This is a genomic window from Psychrobacter sp. 1Y11, from assembly GCF_052259045.1.
In the GTDB taxonomy this organism is placed as follows: Bacteria; Pseudomonadota; Gammaproteobacteria; order Pseudomonadales; family Moraxellaceae; genus Psychrobacter.
The window spans coordinates 214,503-230,169 of the sequence record NZ_JBQQER010000002.1 but is presented as its reverse complement, the minus strand read 5'-3'; the positions used below and the strand labels follow the sequence as shown (position 1 = coordinate 230,169).

12 protein-coding genes are annotated in these 15,667 nt (G+C 44.5%); 7 read left to right on the top strand and 5 right to left on the bottom strand.

Annotated elements, in window-relative coordinates:
- Positions 1 to 11: 11 nt before the first annotated feature.
- Positions 12 to 2,234 (bottom strand): carboxy terminal-processing peptidase, encoded by a 2,223-nt coding sequence (locus tag ACTXGJ_RS02580; protein WP_443565083.1) that lies wholly within the window; start codon positions 2,232 to 2,234, stop codon positions 12 to 14.
- A 456-nt stretch (positions 2,235 to 2,690) separates the two neighbouring features.
- Between ACTXGJ_RS02580 and nagZ the strand changes: the two genes are divergently transcribed.
- Complete coding sequence (nagZ, locus tag ACTXGJ_RS02575) at positions 2,691 to 3,812, top strand: beta-N-acetylhexosaminidase (protein WP_443565011.1); 1,122 nt, start codon at positions 2,691 to 2,693, stop codon at positions 3,810 to 3,812.
- 142 nt (positions 3,813 to 3,954) lie between these two features.
- Here the strand turns inward: nagZ and ACTXGJ_RS02570 are convergent, their stop codons facing one another.
- Together ACTXGJ_RS02570 and ACTXGJ_RS02565 are read right to left on the bottom strand one after the other, a co-directional pair.
- Entirely contained in the window at positions 3,955 to 5,634 is a 1,680-nt protein-coding gene (locus ACTXGJ_RS02570; RefSeq protein WP_443565010.1) for an OmpA family protein, read from the bottom strand.
- Between the two features lie 383 nt (positions 5,635 to 6,017).
- Entirely contained in the window at positions 6,018 to 7,604 is a 1,587-nt protein-coding gene (locus tag ACTXGJ_RS02565; protein WP_443565008.1) for a hypothetical protein, read from the bottom strand.
- A 472-nt stretch (positions 7,605 to 8,076) separates the two neighbouring features.
- Between ACTXGJ_RS02565 and ACTXGJ_RS02560 the strand changes: the two genes are divergently transcribed.
- The 6 genes from ACTXGJ_RS02560 (at position 8,077) to ACTXGJ_RS02535 (ending at position 13,318) form a co-directional block, all read left to right on the top strand.
- Positions 8,077 to 8,685 carry a rhomboid family intramembrane serine protease gene (locus ACTXGJ_RS02560; RefSeq protein WP_443565007.1) on the top strand — a complete coding sequence of 203 codons (609 nt, stop codon included), beginning with the start codon at positions 8,077 to 8,079 and terminating at the stop codon, positions 8,683 to 8,685.
- A gap of 105 nt (positions 8,686 to 8,790) precedes the next feature.
- Entirely contained in the window at positions 8,791 to 9,735 is a 945-nt protein-coding gene (locus ACTXGJ_RS02555) for a metallophosphoesterase (RefSeq protein WP_443565005.1), read from the top strand.
- 143 nt (positions 9,736 to 9,878) lie between these two features.
- Entirely contained in the window at positions 9,879 to 10,424 is a 546-nt protein-coding gene (gene purE / locus ACTXGJ_RS02550) for a 5-(carboxyamino)imidazole ribonucleotide mutase (RefSeq protein ID WP_443565004.1), read from the top strand.
- Positions 10,425 to 10,664: 240 nt separating this feature from the next.
- Entirely contained in the window at positions 10,665 to 12,014 is a 1,350-nt protein-coding gene (locus ACTXGJ_RS02545) for a 5-(carboxyamino)imidazole ribonucleotide synthase (protein ID WP_443565003.1), read from the top strand.
- Complete coding sequence (locus ACTXGJ_RS02540) at positions 12,014 to 12,463, top strand: YaiI/YqxD family protein (RefSeq protein WP_443565002.1); 450 nt, start codon at positions 12,014 to 12,016, stop codon at positions 12,461 to 12,463. Before ACTXGJ_RS02545 ends, ACTXGJ_RS02540 begins: the two co-directional genes overlap by 1 nt.
- 216 nt (positions 12,464 to 12,679) lie before the next feature.
- Positions 12,680 to 13,318: an NAD(P)H-binding protein gene (locus ACTXGJ_RS02535; RefSeq protein WP_443565001.1), complete on the top strand. Its 639-nt coding sequence runs from the start codon at positions 12,680 to 12,682 to the stop codon at positions 13,316 to 13,318.
- A 73-nt stretch (positions 13,319 to 13,391) separates the two neighbouring features.
- On the opposite strand, the gene epmA is transcribed toward ACTXGJ_RS02535, so the two are convergent.
- Both epmA and ACTXGJ_RS02525 read right to left on the bottom strand, forming a co-directional pair.
- Positions 13,392 to 14,399, bottom strand: a complete 1,008-nt coding sequence (gene epmA / locus ACTXGJ_RS02530) for an EF-P lysine aminoacylase EpmA (protein ID WP_443565000.1) — start codon at positions 14,397 to 14,399, stop codon at positions 13,392 to 13,394.
- A 102-nt stretch (positions 14,400 to 14,501) separates the two neighbouring features.
- Positions 14,502 to 15,605 (bottom strand): 4-phosphoerythronate dehydrogenase, encoded by a 1,104-nt coding sequence (locus ACTXGJ_RS02525; RefSeq protein WP_443564999.1) that lies wholly within the window; start codon positions 15,603 to 15,605, stop codon positions 14,502 to 14,504.
- Between the last annotated feature and the right edge of the window lie 62 nt (positions 15,606 to 15,667).

Below are 15,667 nucleotides of genomic sequence, written 5' to 3'. Positions count from 1 at the left end.
TAGAGATGGGCTTATAAACTCTCCGCTGGACTAGCTACAACAGTGGGCTCAGCGTCTAACATGAGACGCGCCGCTTCAAAGATATACACCTCGTCTTCTGGCAGCTCTGGACGCTCACTTTCTTTCATTTTACTACGCTCTTCAAACTTCGCATCCATCGCTGCTTGATAGGTGTTCCAGTTAGCATAAGGGCTAGAGCCAGTCGCTATTTGTCTTCTATTCTCAGCTTCTAAGGAGCGCTGCTCAATCAGTTTCATCTTGGCGCGACGCTTGTCAATGTCTAGGGCGATAGGTTTTTTCTCGTCATCCATGTCTCGAATATCATTAAGCGTAGATAAGTAGACAAATTGAGGATTTTTTTCTTGACGAATTTTGGATTGCTGATTCAAGGTGGTTAGCATATCAGTGCTAAACTTACCTTCAGGTTTATACGGGGCGGTCTTGATAGTATCCCATGGTAGCGCATTCTTTTGCGCGCGCTCACCAAAAGTGGCATCATCATAGATATTGACGAGCTCAACATCTGGTACTACGCCTTTATTCTGCGTACTACCGCCGGTGATACGGTAAAACTTACGCTGAGTCAAAGTCGCTGATCCTAATGCGAGACTATCTAACTGAATCTGCGCTGAGCCTTTACCGGTAGTAGTACTACCAACGACCAAGCCGCGGCCGTAATCCTGAATCGCTGCGGCAAAGATCTCACTCGCTGAGGCTGAGGCTAAGTTGGTAATAACCACCAGCTTGCCATCGTAGAGCTGCTTGCCACCATCATCATCGCGATAGACTTGGATGTTGCCGCGGTTATCACGGATCTGAACCAAAGGCCCACTTTTGATAAACAGCCCAAGCATCTTAGCGACTTCGTCTAAAGATCCGCCTGGATCGTTACGTAAATCAATGACTAAGCCATCGATATTTTGCTTATTGAGCTCCTTGATAGCATTTTCGGTATCGATGCTGACGCTACGGTAATCCTCGCCATTACGGCGCGCTCTATAGTTTAAATAAAAGCTTGGTATTTCCAGTACACCGATACGTTTTAGTACAGCATTACTATCCTTCGCGCCACTAGCATATGGTACCTCAACGACGCGCTGAGTCACTCCCGACTCTTCTTGTTGGATAATATCTCGTACTACCGTAATGGTACGGGCACTAGCATCAGGGGTGTTTGGCTGACGCAGCTTTAGGGTGACCGACGTACCGCGCTTACCACGAATGAGACTTACGATCTCGCGAGTGGACCAACCGACCACGTCGGTCATAGTTTTGCCGTCTTCAGCGATACCGATAATCAAATCGTTTGGCTTGATTTGTCCTGTTTTGGCAGCAGGGCCCCCATCGACTAAAGTAACAATGCGAGTATAATCTGGATTTTTGCGATCAGGGCGAATAGAGACGCCGATACCTTCTAGTTGCAGGCTTGATTGAATTTGTAGCTCGTTGGCTTGAATTGGGGCATAATAATTGCTGTGCGGATCATAAGTGAGCATCGCGGTATTTAAGATAGTCTCCATGATCTGGTCATCTTTGAGACGCTCCATTTGGCCTTGTTGTCTCGATAAGCGATTGAGTAAGATCTCGCTTGGCGTGCGCTGATCATCACGAACCAAATCTTGACCAAGAGTAATATCAGGATCATCTAAGAAGACTTTTTCTTTCGCCTTTTCACTTTCTTGACCTAAAGTAATACTCATTAGCTGAAACTTCAACTGACGCGCCCAATAATCGCGCTGAGCTTTTTTGCTTGTGAAATGAGGCAGCTCTTCACGGTCAAGAATAATCGTCTCATCACTGGTCAAATCAATATCAGTTTTGAGCATCTTTTTGGCCATCTCAAAATACTCATTAGAGCGCTTGCGATAGCGCTCAAATACATCAACCCCGGCTGACAAGTCTCCGCGCTTAAGACGATTACCAAAATCATCAGCATATTTTTTCTTAAACTCATCAACATCAGCTTGCAAAAATAGCGTATGGTTCGGGTCTAAGCTATCGATATACATATCTAAGATATCGCTACCCATCTGAGTGTCGAGCGGCTGATTTAGATAATGACTGCGATCTAATAAAGCGGCCACTTGTCTAGTGGTGATTTTTTGCTCAGGGGTTTGTACGAAACTTCCAGTATCAGTGTTTGCCACTGCCGTACCGTAGCTTTGCGTCATAATAGCGCCGACCACGCCAATTGAGGCAATACTTAATAACCATTGTGCGGGTTGTTTTTTCATCATATCTACCTAGTTGTCTTAGGGGGTATCTGAGGGGCTGTATAGCATTCATTTATGGAACTGACAGAGACTATTTTTGAACGACTTGTGGCTACCAATTCACCGACCACTACCATCAGTTTATTATCAAAAATCAATCAATATTATCATGATTTATTGACCTGCGCTGTCTCAATCTGTATGGGCAAACTTTCTATTATATTTATATACTCATTTATAAACATTGTGGTGAGATTAACTGAGTGGTTAAGTTATAACTGTAGGATGATTACTGGCATAATGGTCTCACACTTAACCTTTACACTTATATATACAACTTAATATATACCACTTAACTTATATCACTTAAACCAGCGAACGTAGGAATTAAATTCAGCATAAGTCTCAAAAGACTGAGTTTACAATAAGTGATATAGCGATGAATACTACTTTAAAAAGCAGTTTGGAGAGCAAAGTATGTACGGCGTAATAATGACAGATGTTGGTAGCAGTGTATTAACAGCTGATGATGTTAGCTTGATTGAACAAGCTCAGGTAGGCGGGATTATTTTGTTCGCTCGTAATGTCGTTGATGCAGCGCAAGTACGACAGCTATGCGATGACATACGCTATTATAATCCTGATATCTTGATCGGCGTTGACCAAGAGGGCGGCCGAGTCGCAAGACTGCGTGATGGCTTTACACCACTACCGGCAATGGGGAGGCTAGGCGAATTATTTGATCAAAGTCCTAGCGAAGCGCTAAGCGGTGCCTATGATTGTGGCTACTTGATGGCCGCTGAAGTCTTAGCCGTTGGTATCGATTTGAGCTTTGCCCCGGTGTTAGATACTAATAGTGTGAGTGAAGTTATCGGTGATCGCAGCTTCCACAAAGACCCGCAAGTTATCACCGCCTTAGCGACCCAGTTTATGCGCGGAATGCGCGCAGCAGGTATGGCAACGACCGGCAAGCACTTTCCAGGTCACGGCGGAGTTGCCCCAGATTCACACGTTACTGAAGCTATCGACACACGCTCCCTCGATGAGATTATGAGTCATGATATGCAGCCCTTTGCTCAGACTCTACCTTGGCTCGATGCCTTGATGCCGGCGCATGTAATCTTCTCTCAGGTAGATAACAGACCTGCAGGGTTTTCTAAGGTTTGGTTGAAGGACATCATTCGCGATCAACTAAAGTTTGATGGTGTGTTATTCTCCGATGATTTATCGATGGCAGGCGCGCAGGCCGCAGGCGATGTCAGCGATCGAGTGCGCGCTGCGATCAATGCTGGCTGCGATATTGCTTTGGTCTGTAACGACCGAGTAGCAGCGCACGAAGCGGCAAAAGCAGCACAAGACTTACCCTACCCTAATCAGCAGCGTCTTAAGACGATGCGCGGCCAGATTCCTGAATGGCGAGGAGATTTGAACTCTACTTGCCAGCAGTTTGAGCATTGGCAACAAGCTAGGCACAATGTTATGCAAACTTTTTTTAATATACAAACGCCAAGCGCAGATGGTAGTCAAATGCAGGATAGTAATAATTTAGACAACCCCAATAACTTGAGCGATTTAAGAGACCCTACTGATTATAAATAAAACTTCTGCAAATACAGCCTAGTGTTAATTTTAAAACCTTTATTAGAACATAAAAAAACTGCACCTTTTAAAGATGCAGTTTTCTTATTTTTATACGCTTAATACTGTATATAGCTATTGATAGACAGTTACCAATGTCCGTTTACTGAGCATTAGGATCTAGACTAGTCCCTTGGCTTGGATCATCACCATCTGGCAATACATCATCATTATTATTGTCTAACGGGTTTAGATCCGGATCTGCCATCGTACCATCTGAATTCAACATACGATCATCACCATCTACCGTAATATCGTCGTTATTAGCATCTAATGGGTTTAGATCAGGATCTGTCATATCACCAACTACGACACCATCAGCATCAGCGCCCATGCTCTCATCATAAACACTAAATTCGATACGGCGGTTACGAAAGCGACCTTGCTCAGTAGCATTTGTCGCGATAGGATCAGTCTCGCCCATGCCTTTAGTCATAAGCTTACTGGCATCTACCCCTTTAGAGACTAAATACTCTTTTACAGCATTAGCGCGTTCTTGTGACAGTTTCATATTATAAGCGTTAGAGGCTAGTTTATCCGTATGGCCAATAATCATCAGCTCTACATCTGGAGTTTCTGTGATCAATTGGGCAGCTCGATCAAGATAAGGCTTGTTCGCATCAGGAATGATCGCTTTATCAAGCTCAAAGTTAATAACCTGTAAGCTTAGGGCGCGAGCCACATCTCTTGGATCTGGGTTTTCGCCAAGATTATTCATCGCGGTATCAGTAGCCACTAAGCTATTATCAATCTCACCTTGTAGATCTAGCGGACCTTCGGCGCTCACTGTCATTCCAGGAGCTGCAGCTTGCAAGTCATTGACTAACTGATCGAGTACCCCTGCATCTGCGGCGTTAACGATAATCTCATCACCTTTGATAATCATATTAGCGTCTGGTACGCTTTGGAAAATAGGCAATATCGAAGACAATTGCGCGGCGGCTGGCATGTCAGCTGCAAAGCTATCATCAACATCAGCGCGGCACTTGTCAGTCTCAGTACCAAAAGCATTAGATAGCACATTCATCACGTTAGTTTGTAGCGCTTCATCACCTACGTTCATGCGGCAAGCATATAGCGTGTTCGCTTCACCGGTAGCTAACGTCAGTGAGGCCGGCTCAATATCAGCAGCGACGACGGTTTGCTCATCGGTCACTACCTCTTCAGTCGCCACTGGCGTAGCTACTGGAGCTGGGTCTTCTTGACACCCTCTAAGTAGCGCCCAGGCTAGAGCACCTAATATAATCAGACCGATAATAGGTAGCAGCGCTTTCATAAAGCTACCACTTTTCTCCTCTTCACGAACTAGGGGCGCAGTGCTTGTGGTGTTAGAGATACGCTCACCAGCCGGGGCATTAGCAATCATGCCGGCAGGAATAACCCCTGCCGCCCATGCCGGAATGTGATGCTGATAAGTAGATAAATTATCATTCAAAAACTGTGGTACAGGGGTAGTACCTGCTAAGCTTTTGATTTCATGAAAGGCTAGTGGTGCTGCCATAGCAACTAGACCACGCGACGCTGTCGCATCGACATTATGTTGAGCTGCTAGCTCACGAGAGATTTGGTCACGGTGGCTACCGTCCGTCCACACTCTATCGTAGAAACCTTGGTCATCTTGAGCGATGTTTTCGTTAGCAAAACGCCCATAAGTGTCCTTGTCCGCTAAGCGCGCGGCAAAGATAGCATAGAACTGCTCTAGTAGGTTTCGTTTTGCAGGGTCGTTATCATCCCCAAGTACTGCTGGAGTAACCGTGCGGGTTAAATGACTGATGATATCCATAAGAAGCTCTCTCCAATTATTATGATTTAATTTATAAAAATTATATGGTCTAACTTATCTTTATTAAGCTAATCTTTATTAAGCCAACTGTCCTTGAAATTTATCGTATTACTATTCATCACGATTGTATTACTATTTATCATGTTGGTAATAGTCTTAATATCAGCATTTCTCAATATCATTATCTTGAGTAACAATGTGGAATATTACGGTATGGCTATTTAGTTTTACTAAAGACAGTATAGGAGTGTGAGCCTATATATCACAATAAATGCGCTGTTGTACAAATGATACAATAGGTAATGTTTCAAGTATGACGCGTAACTTTGGTGACCATTTAGCGGAATTAGTTTACATTGTAACGACTAAAATAAGTCTCACTATCAATTAGCGCCTATACTCGATTCAACTCGAGATTCGTTATCTAAACGTTCAGCAACGATGACGCTATTGGCTAGGTCGTCTACTTCTGCTGTAGACATACCGCTTATCGTTCCAGTATTAGCTATAGGGTTAGTATCTAGAGTAGGATTAATACCATTATAAGTGCTGTTATTTGCATTATTGTTTATGTTGCTACTGACATTATTATTGGCATTGTTCGCATTATTGGCATTGGGATTAGCGTTGTTGTTACTGAAACTGCCATTGTCCTGCGCTTCATTTTGCCATTCAAAATTATTGGCTAATAATGCTTCCTGCTCGCTTGGTGGTGTCGGACTTTCTATAGCACTAAAACTAGCATTAGTCGTTAGGTTAGCAGTGGGCGCCAAAGCACGCATATCGGTTAGCAAACGCTGTGACAAACTCTCATCAGGCGACTCTATGGTGATAATGTCATTCTGTAATTGTAATCGCGCAAATGGTGCAGATTTCAACAAGGTAAAAAGACTCGGTAGCAGCTCGATATCAATAGCAGTAAGGCTATCAGCAACGCCTGATTTTAGCTGCACCTCACAAATACTCGCTTGTTCACCAAAGCTCCTCACTAATGCTTGGCTCAGCGCGTCTTGTAGAGTTGCACTGCCAGCGATGCCGTTACAAGTATAAAGGCGGCCACCATTATCAACGGCGATCAGTAGCTCAGTTGGCGTCAGCACCGCAGCGACTGGTTCAGGATCAGTGATTACCATGTCCGGCTCTACGCTTACTGGCTCATCTGTAGTGGTTGTGCTGATATAGTTAGGCTGAATCACCAATACCCATACTAGTGCCAAAGCGGCTATCGCGGCGACTATTAATAATAAACGCCACCATAAGTCATGTTTATTATTACGCCTGCGAGTACGCCTAAATTGACTATGGCTGTGGCTATGAGCGCTATCAACAATGGCAGCATGCGGTGCTGCGTCGTTTGGATTACTAGTAACTACTTTAGCCATTGTAGACATGGGCTTGCCAGCTTCTGTCGTTATAGCAACTTCATCAGAGTTTAAGTCACTACGAAGGCTAACAGAATCTGAACTCCTACCCAAAGCCGAAACAGAGTCACTGTCTATCAGTACTGATTCCGCCCAAACCGGCAAATAATAACGAATCCCTGATTGCTGCTGCTGTAAAAACGCCGGTAAAAACTGGCCATCCGCTAGTATTTTTAGCTCATGATAAGCCAAGGCGCTCGCGCTAGTGATTAGTGCTGCCGTAGCCCTCTTATCAAGGTGATGGGTCACAGCTAATTCATCGATAATGAGCTCGCGCTTTTCTGGGTCTTGCCACAACTGACTGAACAAGGAGCTAGCTGCTGTATTCGCTGTTGATAGTTCAGCAGCTGTCGATATTGCTGAGGTTAAGGGTTCAGCCTGCGCGGTAAGAGGAGGAGCTTGTAATAGCTGAGTATAAACCTTAGGTAGGGCCAAACGCACAATCAGTAGTGCATAAAACTGCTCTAAAAGACTGATATGAGCAATATTATGCTCCGCTCCTAGAAGCGGCAGGCTGACACTCTGCTCAAGCTGTTCGATAATAGTCATAAAGTCATCTTTACTAGAATTAAGAAAATAGTGATAAACGTTTAATTTAGAAACCACTAAGATATCATTGCTATATCGTTGTGATACTATTGTGTCTTGCTTATAAAATATAATTTGTATAGCTATGTAAATTCAACTGACAGATAATTGTCCTTTAGCATTAAAGACCTTAAAATGATGTATATATTAATGATAGCTAGAACGAATTAAAAAAAACAAGAAAGATTTACTGCGCTTTTATGATGAATGATGAGTTTGTTTTATGTGCTGACGACTATATACTTTATGACATAAGTTATGCTGATTAGCCTTAATAAGCCGATGTCAGTGGTTATCATTTACTTATTATTAAAGCATAATTTTTTGGTATCTAATCGTTTTTTGCTTAGCCATTTTGGTATTGATTTTTAGTGTCGTGTATCTGACACTTACTCATATTTTTATCCATCAGGCGTTGCCTAAGGATTGTGTTTTGCTAAATCATACCACTCTTATTATCCTCGTTACGGTGATTGTCAGCTTATTAGCTTGGCAAAACAAAGCCCTGTTTAATCGGCTTATTTTTTATCCACCAGCAATCAGCGATGGTCAATGGGACCGCTTTGTCACTCACGGTTTCATTCATGCAGATAGCATGCATTTGTTATTCAACATGTTTACCTTGTACTTTTTTGGGCGCGCCATTGAGGGTTTATATCAACCCTTTTTAGGGGGCTTTGGGTTTATCGCTTTTTATATCCTCGCTATTATAGTGGCGATGATACCAAGCTATCTTAAAAATAAAAACAGCGCCAGTTATCTAAGTCTAGGAGCTTCGGGCGGGGTGTCTGCGGTACTATTTGCCTACATTTTGTTAGCGCCATGGGATATGATTTACTTATTTGCTATCGTGCCTATCCCTGCTATCTTGTTTGCAGTGGCTTATGTGACTTATAGTATTTATGCCAATAAGCGTGGTGGCTCCAATATCAATCACATGGCACACATGTGGGGCGGCGCTTTTGGGGTAGTTGCAACTATCATCTTAGAACCGCGGATACTACCCCACTTTATTAACGCTCTCCTCTCGCCTGGCTTTTAGAATAAAGCATTTGGGTGTGAGTTATTTTATCGTAAGCTACTTTTTAAGCAAACCACTTACAGTAGACTTGTTTAATTGAATGACAGATAAATTAAATTAGCCGTTATGATTATAGATATTATTGGTGATATTCATGGTTATGCAGATAAACTCACTGGGTTATTGACTCAGTTGGGCTATGTGCATAACGGTAAGTATTATGTACCGCCTGCCAATCATCGAGCCTTATTCATTGGTGATTTGATTGACCGCGGCTCGCAGCAACTACAGACGCTAGAGATTGTCTTTGCGATGCTCGATGCCGATGTCGCTGATGCCGTTATGGGTAATCATGAATACAATGCGCTAGCTTTTGCTACTCTTGATCCCCATAACGAAGGTCACTATTTGCGCTCGCATACTGAGCTGCATACTCGCCAGCATGAGTCGTTCTTAGCAGAAGCGCCGTTTGACTCTGTAAGCCACCGCTATTGGCTTGAGCGCCTCTATGAGATTCCGCTTTGGCTTGAGACTGATTACGCTTGTTTTGTCCATGCTTGCTGGGATGTCGATAGTATGGCGGTACTCAAGCCCTTGCTGACAGCTGATAACTGCTTAACCAAAAAAGCGTTAGTCATGACCTCGCAGCAGCCTAGTTTACATTTTGACGCCTTAGAGCGGGTATTAAAAGGAGTGGAAACGCCGTTGCCTGATGGTTTAGTGATGGTCGATAAAGAAGGCACTGAACGCTCGCGAGTACGAGTACAGTGGTGGCTAGATGAGCTCAACAAAAAGACTCTTCATGAAGTAGCGCGAGCCCCCAAATCAGGCTTGGCGCAAATTCCAAAAGATGCGCTAGCTGAAAATATCGACTTTGCATTAAAGACCGACAAGCCTATATTTGTAGGTCACTACTGGCTAACTGGTGAGCCGCAGCTGCTGAGTCCGCAAGTGGTCTGTATCGATTATTCAGCCGCAGTCGATAGTGGCTACTTGACTTGTTATCAGCTCGATACTAAGCAGCCATTGCCGTTAGATAATGCTAATTTTGTGCAATATCGTCATGAGTAGATGACTTATGATCCATAGCCAAGTTTATTAGCATTCATAGAGTAGAGAATCTTATCACTTATATCTGCCAGCTTATTATAAAAACTTGTCTTTACGCCAGTAGGGAAACTTTTGTATGATGGGCTTTTTGAGGATATTGCATCATGAGCATACCATCTAGCGATCAACCAAGCCCTATTGACTCCCCAGCCGGTCAGCCTAAAGTTGGCATTATTATGGGTTCGCAGTCTGATTGGGCGACCATGAGTGCGGCCGCACAGCTATTAGCGGATTTCGATATTGCCTTCGCTTGTGAAGTAGTCTCCGCTCATCGTACGCCAGATAGATTATTTGACTATGCCAAAAGTGCCAAAGACCAAGGCTTACAAGTTATCATTGCAGGCGCAGGCGGTGCGGCGCACTTGCCTGGTATGTGCGCCAGTCAAACGTCCCTACCCGTATTGGGTGTACCGGTGAAATCCTCTATGCTCAGCGGCTGGGATAGCTTGCTCTCTATCGTACAAATGCCAAAAGGCGTTGCAGTCGGCACTTTAGCCATCGGTACCGCTGGCGCTTACAATGCCGCGTTATTAGCTATTCAGATACTAGCACTGCATGATGAGGCTATCGCTAATAAACTACATGAGCTCAGACAGCAGCAAACACAGACCATTCTAGCTAGCCCAACGCCTGGTATCATTAATAGCTAATCTTTACGATAAATCGTTAATAAAACGCATGCCTAAAAACAATTAACTATTTGAAAAGTTGCTTTTTCAGTCGTTTCACTTGATATTTATTATCAGATGCGTTTAACTAAACCTAAGGTGCCTATAACGATAGCGCACCTTTTCTTATTCCTACTCTGAGCTAAATAACTCACTTTAAATAGTTAGAAAATTTAAACCCACTGTACTCACTGTACCTACTGCCAAATTAAAGAGCCTGTTATGACCACCGCTAATGCCTATCCTACTTCTCAAACTATTCGTACCATCGGTATCTTAGGTGGTGGCCAGCTCGGCATGATGCTCGCTGAAGCTGCTCTGCCACTTGGCTATCAATGTGTATTTCTGGAGGACAACGCCGCTTGCCCTGCTAGCCTTTACGGTACGGTCTATCATAGCGAGCAGCTAGAGGACTTTATCGCTGCTGCTGACGTTTTTACCTTAGAGTTTGAAAACACGTCGGCAGAAACGGTGCAGAGGCTCGCTACTCTCGCAAAATCAGGCAAAAATAAAGGCATGTTCCCGCCTCCTATTGCTCTAGATGTCGCGCAAGATCGCCTAAAAGAAAAGCAGATGTTCAATGAGCTGGATATCGCCACAGTGCCGTTCATGGCGGTCCAGTCATTAGTAGAGCTACAGCAAGCTTGCCAAGACTTAGGGCTGCCTATCGTCCTTAAAACCAGTCGCGGCGGTTATGATGGCAAAGGTCAATATGTCATTAAAGAGGACAGCGACATTAAGGCGGCTTGGCAAGCTCTAAAAGATGCGGTATCGGGCAAAGGTAGTCTGACGGCTACGCCCGCACCGCTGATCGCTGAGGGCTTTATCCACTTTAGCCGCGAGGTTTCTATCATTGCAGCGCGCGGACAAGAGGGAGAGGTGCGCTGTTATGAGCTGGTGGAAAACCACCATCATCACGGTATATTGGCCAAGACTCGGGCGCCAGCTGTCGGCACGAGCCACTTATTTCCTAAGGCAAAGGCTGCTATGACTACGCTGATGAATCATCTCGATTATGTGGGAGTCATGGCGCTCGAGCTCTTCGTCAGTAAAGACGCGCAAGGTCACGACCATCTGCTAGCCAACGAAATCGCTCCGCGGGTGCACAACTCCGGACACTGGAGCATCGAGGGCGCGATTACTAGCCAGTTTGAGAATCATATCCGTGCGGTTGTTGGTTTGCCGTTGGGCGATACTGATAATATTCATCCAGCGATTATGGTTAATGTCTTGGGACAATACCCTAACATCAAGGACGTACTAGCTATCGATGGGGCGCATTATCATAGCTACCATAAAGAAGAGCGTGAAGACCGTAAAATTGCGCACATTACCCTAATGCCGAACGATGTGGCTGATCTGGATCTTGCCTTAGCTAAGCTAGTCGCGGTGCTACCTAACAACGTCGGTCTAGATAAAACCACAGACTTAGCCGCTAAAACTAAAGAATCAAGCTTAGAGGCAGGCGCTATAAGCGCTGATAAGACACAAACAACGTCAGAAGCTAGTGAGCCTAGTGATGCTGATAGCAGTCCTATAACTAAAGAAACTAACCCTAAGGTCAAAAAATAATGCAGATCTGGGTGGATGCCGATGCGGTGCCGATCATTGCTAAAGACTTGATTATCAAGACCGCTGAGCGCACGCAAACCATGGCGATATTTGTCGCCAATCAGCCCATTAAGCTGCGAAAATCACCGCTGCTACTGATGACAGTAGTGCCGCATGGCTTTGATAAAGCCGATGACTATATCGTTGAGCAGATTCAAGTAGGCGATTTGGCTATCACTAGTGACATTCCTTTAGCTAACGACATACTAGAAAAAGGCGGGATGGTTTTGACCCCGCGCGGCATAGTTTATGATAAAAACAACATCAAGCAAAAGCTCAACATGCGCGACTTTATGGATACCATGCGCGGTACGGGGGTACTGGAGCTACAAGAAATGAGCGGTCAAAAGCCTTATGGCGAGCGCGATAAAAAAGCCTTTGCCGATGGCCTTAATCGTTTAGTGCGCTAAAACTTAGAGCGAGTTTTTACATTACTTGCTTGTTTTGCAAAGCGTATACACTCTGCTACTAAACACTATGCAATAGGCACCTAAGCTAACCCAAGATATTAGCTATTTTTGTTATGCTAGTTTTAGTTTCTTAAAATACTTGAACTTAGGATACTTAAACATTGAAAGTAGAATGCAAGATTTTAAGAAAATCAATCAATAATAATAGGACTGTATATGAAAATTTTAGTGATAGGTGCCAGCGGCCGTGTCGGTAGTGATTTAGTCAAACAACTGTTAGCCGAGAATCATCAAGTCATCGGTACGACTCGTCAAGATGAAAAACTGTTCTCTGATGACAATTACTCTCAGCTAGATTTAGATATTATGGCTGATAAAGATAACATCCAGCAGCAGCTAGAGGATGGTATAGAAGCCGTATACTTTGTGGCAGGTTCCGGCGGTAAAGAGATATTAGAAGTAGACTTGCATGGCGCGGTAAAAACGATGCAAGCGGTGCAAGATAAAGGTATTAAGCGCTACATCATGCTTAGTACCGTGTTCTCGTTGGACACGAGCAAGTGGGATAATGAAGGCATTAAAGATCTAAAAGGCTATTATATCGGTAAGCACTATGCCGATCAGTGGTTAGTTGATGATAGCAGCCTTGATTATACTATCGTGCAAGCAGGCGCGCTAAAAGAGCGAGCAGGTACAGGTAAAATTGCTATCGATAAAGATGAAGCCGGTGAAAACGCTATCGAAGATGTCGCAGCGACTTTAGTTGCGGTACTAAATGCGGATAACGCCAATAAAAAAGTCTTTAACATGCAAAATGGTGAGACGCTTATCAAAGAAGCGATTGCAAGCCTATAAGCTCTTAAATAAGCCTAAGATAAAACCAGTTCAACAAAAAAAGGATAAGTTATTTAACTTATCCTTTTTGCATTTACGCCAAACCACTTGGCAAAGCGATCACCTCTGAGAGCTTGTCCGCGCCAGTGATCACCATCAGTAGTCTATCTACTCCTAACGCTATGCCGCTGCATGGCGGCAAATCATCACAAGCCGCTAGTAAGAACTCATCTATCGGCATCTGCGCTAAACCATGGGCTAAGCGCTGCTTATTGTCCGCCTCGAAACGTTCCCTTAAAGCCTGCCCATCTGCCAGCTCATCATAAGCATTAGCAATCTCAATACCATCGATATAAAGCTCAAAGCGTTTGGCGATTAGATTACCTTCTTTATCGAGGCTCGTTTTCGCCAATGCTGCCGTGGCTGGTGGATAATCGATAATCAGTGTGGGCAAATCATGACCGAGCTTAGGCTCAACGAAATGGCTAAATAACAGATCAAGCCAGCCTTGGCGACTTTCTGCGCTATCTGCAGAGAGTGACTCTGGCGTCGCGACATCTATGTTAGCCAGCCCTTTATCTTCTGCTACCGCTTTTAGGGTCTCAAGGCTAGCGCTCAGCGGATGAATACCGACATGATCCATAAAAGCATCGATGTAACGATAATGATTCATAATGACCGGATAGCCATACAGCGCTTCTAGCAGCTTGCCTAATTCTTCAGCCAAATCGTTCAAACTATAATGCGGCTGATACCACTCTAGCATCGTAAACTCGATATTGTGCCGCGAGCCGACCTCATTATCCCGAAACACTGAGCAAATCTGATAAATCGCCACTTGCCAGCTGGCTAGCAAACGCTTCATCGCAAATTCAGGAGAGGTATGTAGATAAAAGGGACGCGGTTTATCTTGATAAGTGACCCGAGCAGCAACCGACTGCAAAAAGGTATCGGTATTTGCCGCTTGTGAGAGTACCGGCGTCTGTACTTCTAATACTTGACGCTGGGCGAAAAACTGGCGAATCGTCGCTAGTATCTGCCCGCGTCTGCGCGCCATGTCTAAGGTCATGGTTGGAGCATAAGCGGGCTTATTATCTGACATATCTCTACTCATTAATCTTTATTACTGATCGCCTACTTTAGGTGCTCATCAATAGCGTTTACGGGTTACTATTTGCTGTTATTTATAGCTACTTTACTTGGGCTATGACTGCCATTCCCGGCGCAAATGATAGTCGCGCCTGAGCTGATCAAAGTCACTACCACTCACCCGCCCATCTGCCACTTTTGCGCGCAGCTGCTCATCGTCTTGTTTGATATCGTAGAACTTGCTCAGTTTATCAGGATCTGTCTTGAGCTCTGACCATAAATAGAGATTATCAGGAAGCAAACTGTGCATAGACTGAGAGGGTGTGACCTTGAGCGCATCGCATAGAGCGTCATAGATCATTTGCGTACCGCGGAGCTTACCTTCTAAGCTGTAACCGGCGATATGCGGCGTGGCGATAGCGAGCTTGTCGAGTAATGATTCAGTCACTTGCGGCTCATGCTCGAATACATCGAGCACCACTTGCCGATGGCTATGCTCAATATCAGCGGCTAGTGCTGCGGTATCTATCACAGGCCCGCGGGCACTATTAATCAGTAACGTAGCCGCCGGCATTTTCTGCAAAGCTGCCATATCGATGAGATGATAAGTAGGATAGTCGCTAGCTTCTTTATCCGTTAGAGGCACATGCAAGCTGACGACATTACTTTGTAGCACCTGCTCAAAGCTTGCATTATTGAACTTCGAGGCCGGTAGTAAAGGATCATAACCCAGTACTTGCCAGCCCAAATCATTGGCATATTGCGCCAGCGTCTTGCCAATATTACCTAAGCCGATAATACCTAGCGTTATGTTCTGTGACCAGTACTCTGGCCGCAAAGTCAAAATCGCGGTTAGCACGTATTGGGCGACTGAATGCTTGCTAGAGCCTGCTGCATTAGCAAAGCGAATATGGCGTGTGCTCAGATAGGCTTGATCAACATGATCGGTGCCGATAGTAGCAGAGCCTACGAATGTTACGCTATGATTATCTGCTAGTAGCGACTCATTGATGGGCGTTACTGAGCGAATTAATAGTACCTCAGGCTGATGCTCAGCGAGCAAGTGCGCATCAATCTCACGCCCTGCTACGCGGATAATGTTGACCCCTTGCTGAGTGTTTTTTCCAAGCGTCTGCGCATTAAAAAACTCATCGAGGCTTGCAATATTACTATCGGCAATGATAGTCAAGGTACCAATCTTGGCTTTAGTATTGGGCATGGTTAGGCCTCTTTTGAAATAGTCGGTATAGGTTACGGCAAAAGGTTCTAAGCCATTGGCAA

Excerpts from the sequence above, each read along its gene's own strand:
- ACTXGJ_RS02580 (WP_443565083.1), bottom strand. The coding sequence starts at position 2,234 with ATGAAAAAACAACCCGCACAATGGTTATTAAGTATTGCCTCAATTGGC.
- nagZ (WP_443565011.1), top strand. The coding sequence starts at position 2,691 with ATGTACGGCGTAATAATGACAGATGTTGGTAGCAGTGTATTAACAGCT.
- ACTXGJ_RS02570 (WP_443565010.1), bottom strand. The coding sequence starts at position 5,634 with ATGGATATCATCAGTCATTTAACCCGCACGGTTACTCCAGCAGTACTT.
- ACTXGJ_RS02565 (WP_443565008.1), bottom strand. The coding sequence starts at position 7,604 with ATGACTATTATCGAACAGCTTGAGCAGAGTGTCAGCCTGCCGCTTCTA.
- ACTXGJ_RS02555 (WP_443565005.1), top strand. The coding sequence starts at position 8,791 with ATGATTATAGATATTATTGGTGATATTCATGGTTATGCAGATAAACTC.
- purE (WP_443565004.1), top strand. The coding sequence starts at position 9,879 with ATGAGCATACCATCTAGCGATCAACCAAGCCCTATTGACTCCCCAGCC.
- ACTXGJ_RS02545 (WP_443565003.1), top strand. The coding sequence starts at position 10,665 with ATGACCACCGCTAATGCCTATCCTACTTCTCAAACTATTCGTACCATC.
- ACTXGJ_RS02540 (WP_443565002.1), top strand. The coding sequence starts at position 12,014 with ATGCAGATCTGGGTGGATGCCGATGCGGTGCCGATCATTGCTAAAGAC.
- ACTXGJ_RS02535 (WP_443565001.1), top strand. The coding sequence starts at position 12,680 with ATGAAAATTTTAGTGATAGGTGCCAGCGGCCGTGTCGGTAGTGATTTA.
- epmA (WP_443565000.1), bottom strand. The coding sequence starts at position 14,399 with ATGTCAGATAATAAGCCCGCTTATGCTCCAACCATGACCTTAGACATG.
- ACTXGJ_RS02525 (WP_443564999.1), bottom strand. The coding sequence starts at position 15,605 with ATGCCCAATACTAAAGCCAAGATTGGTACCTTGACTATCATTGCCGAT.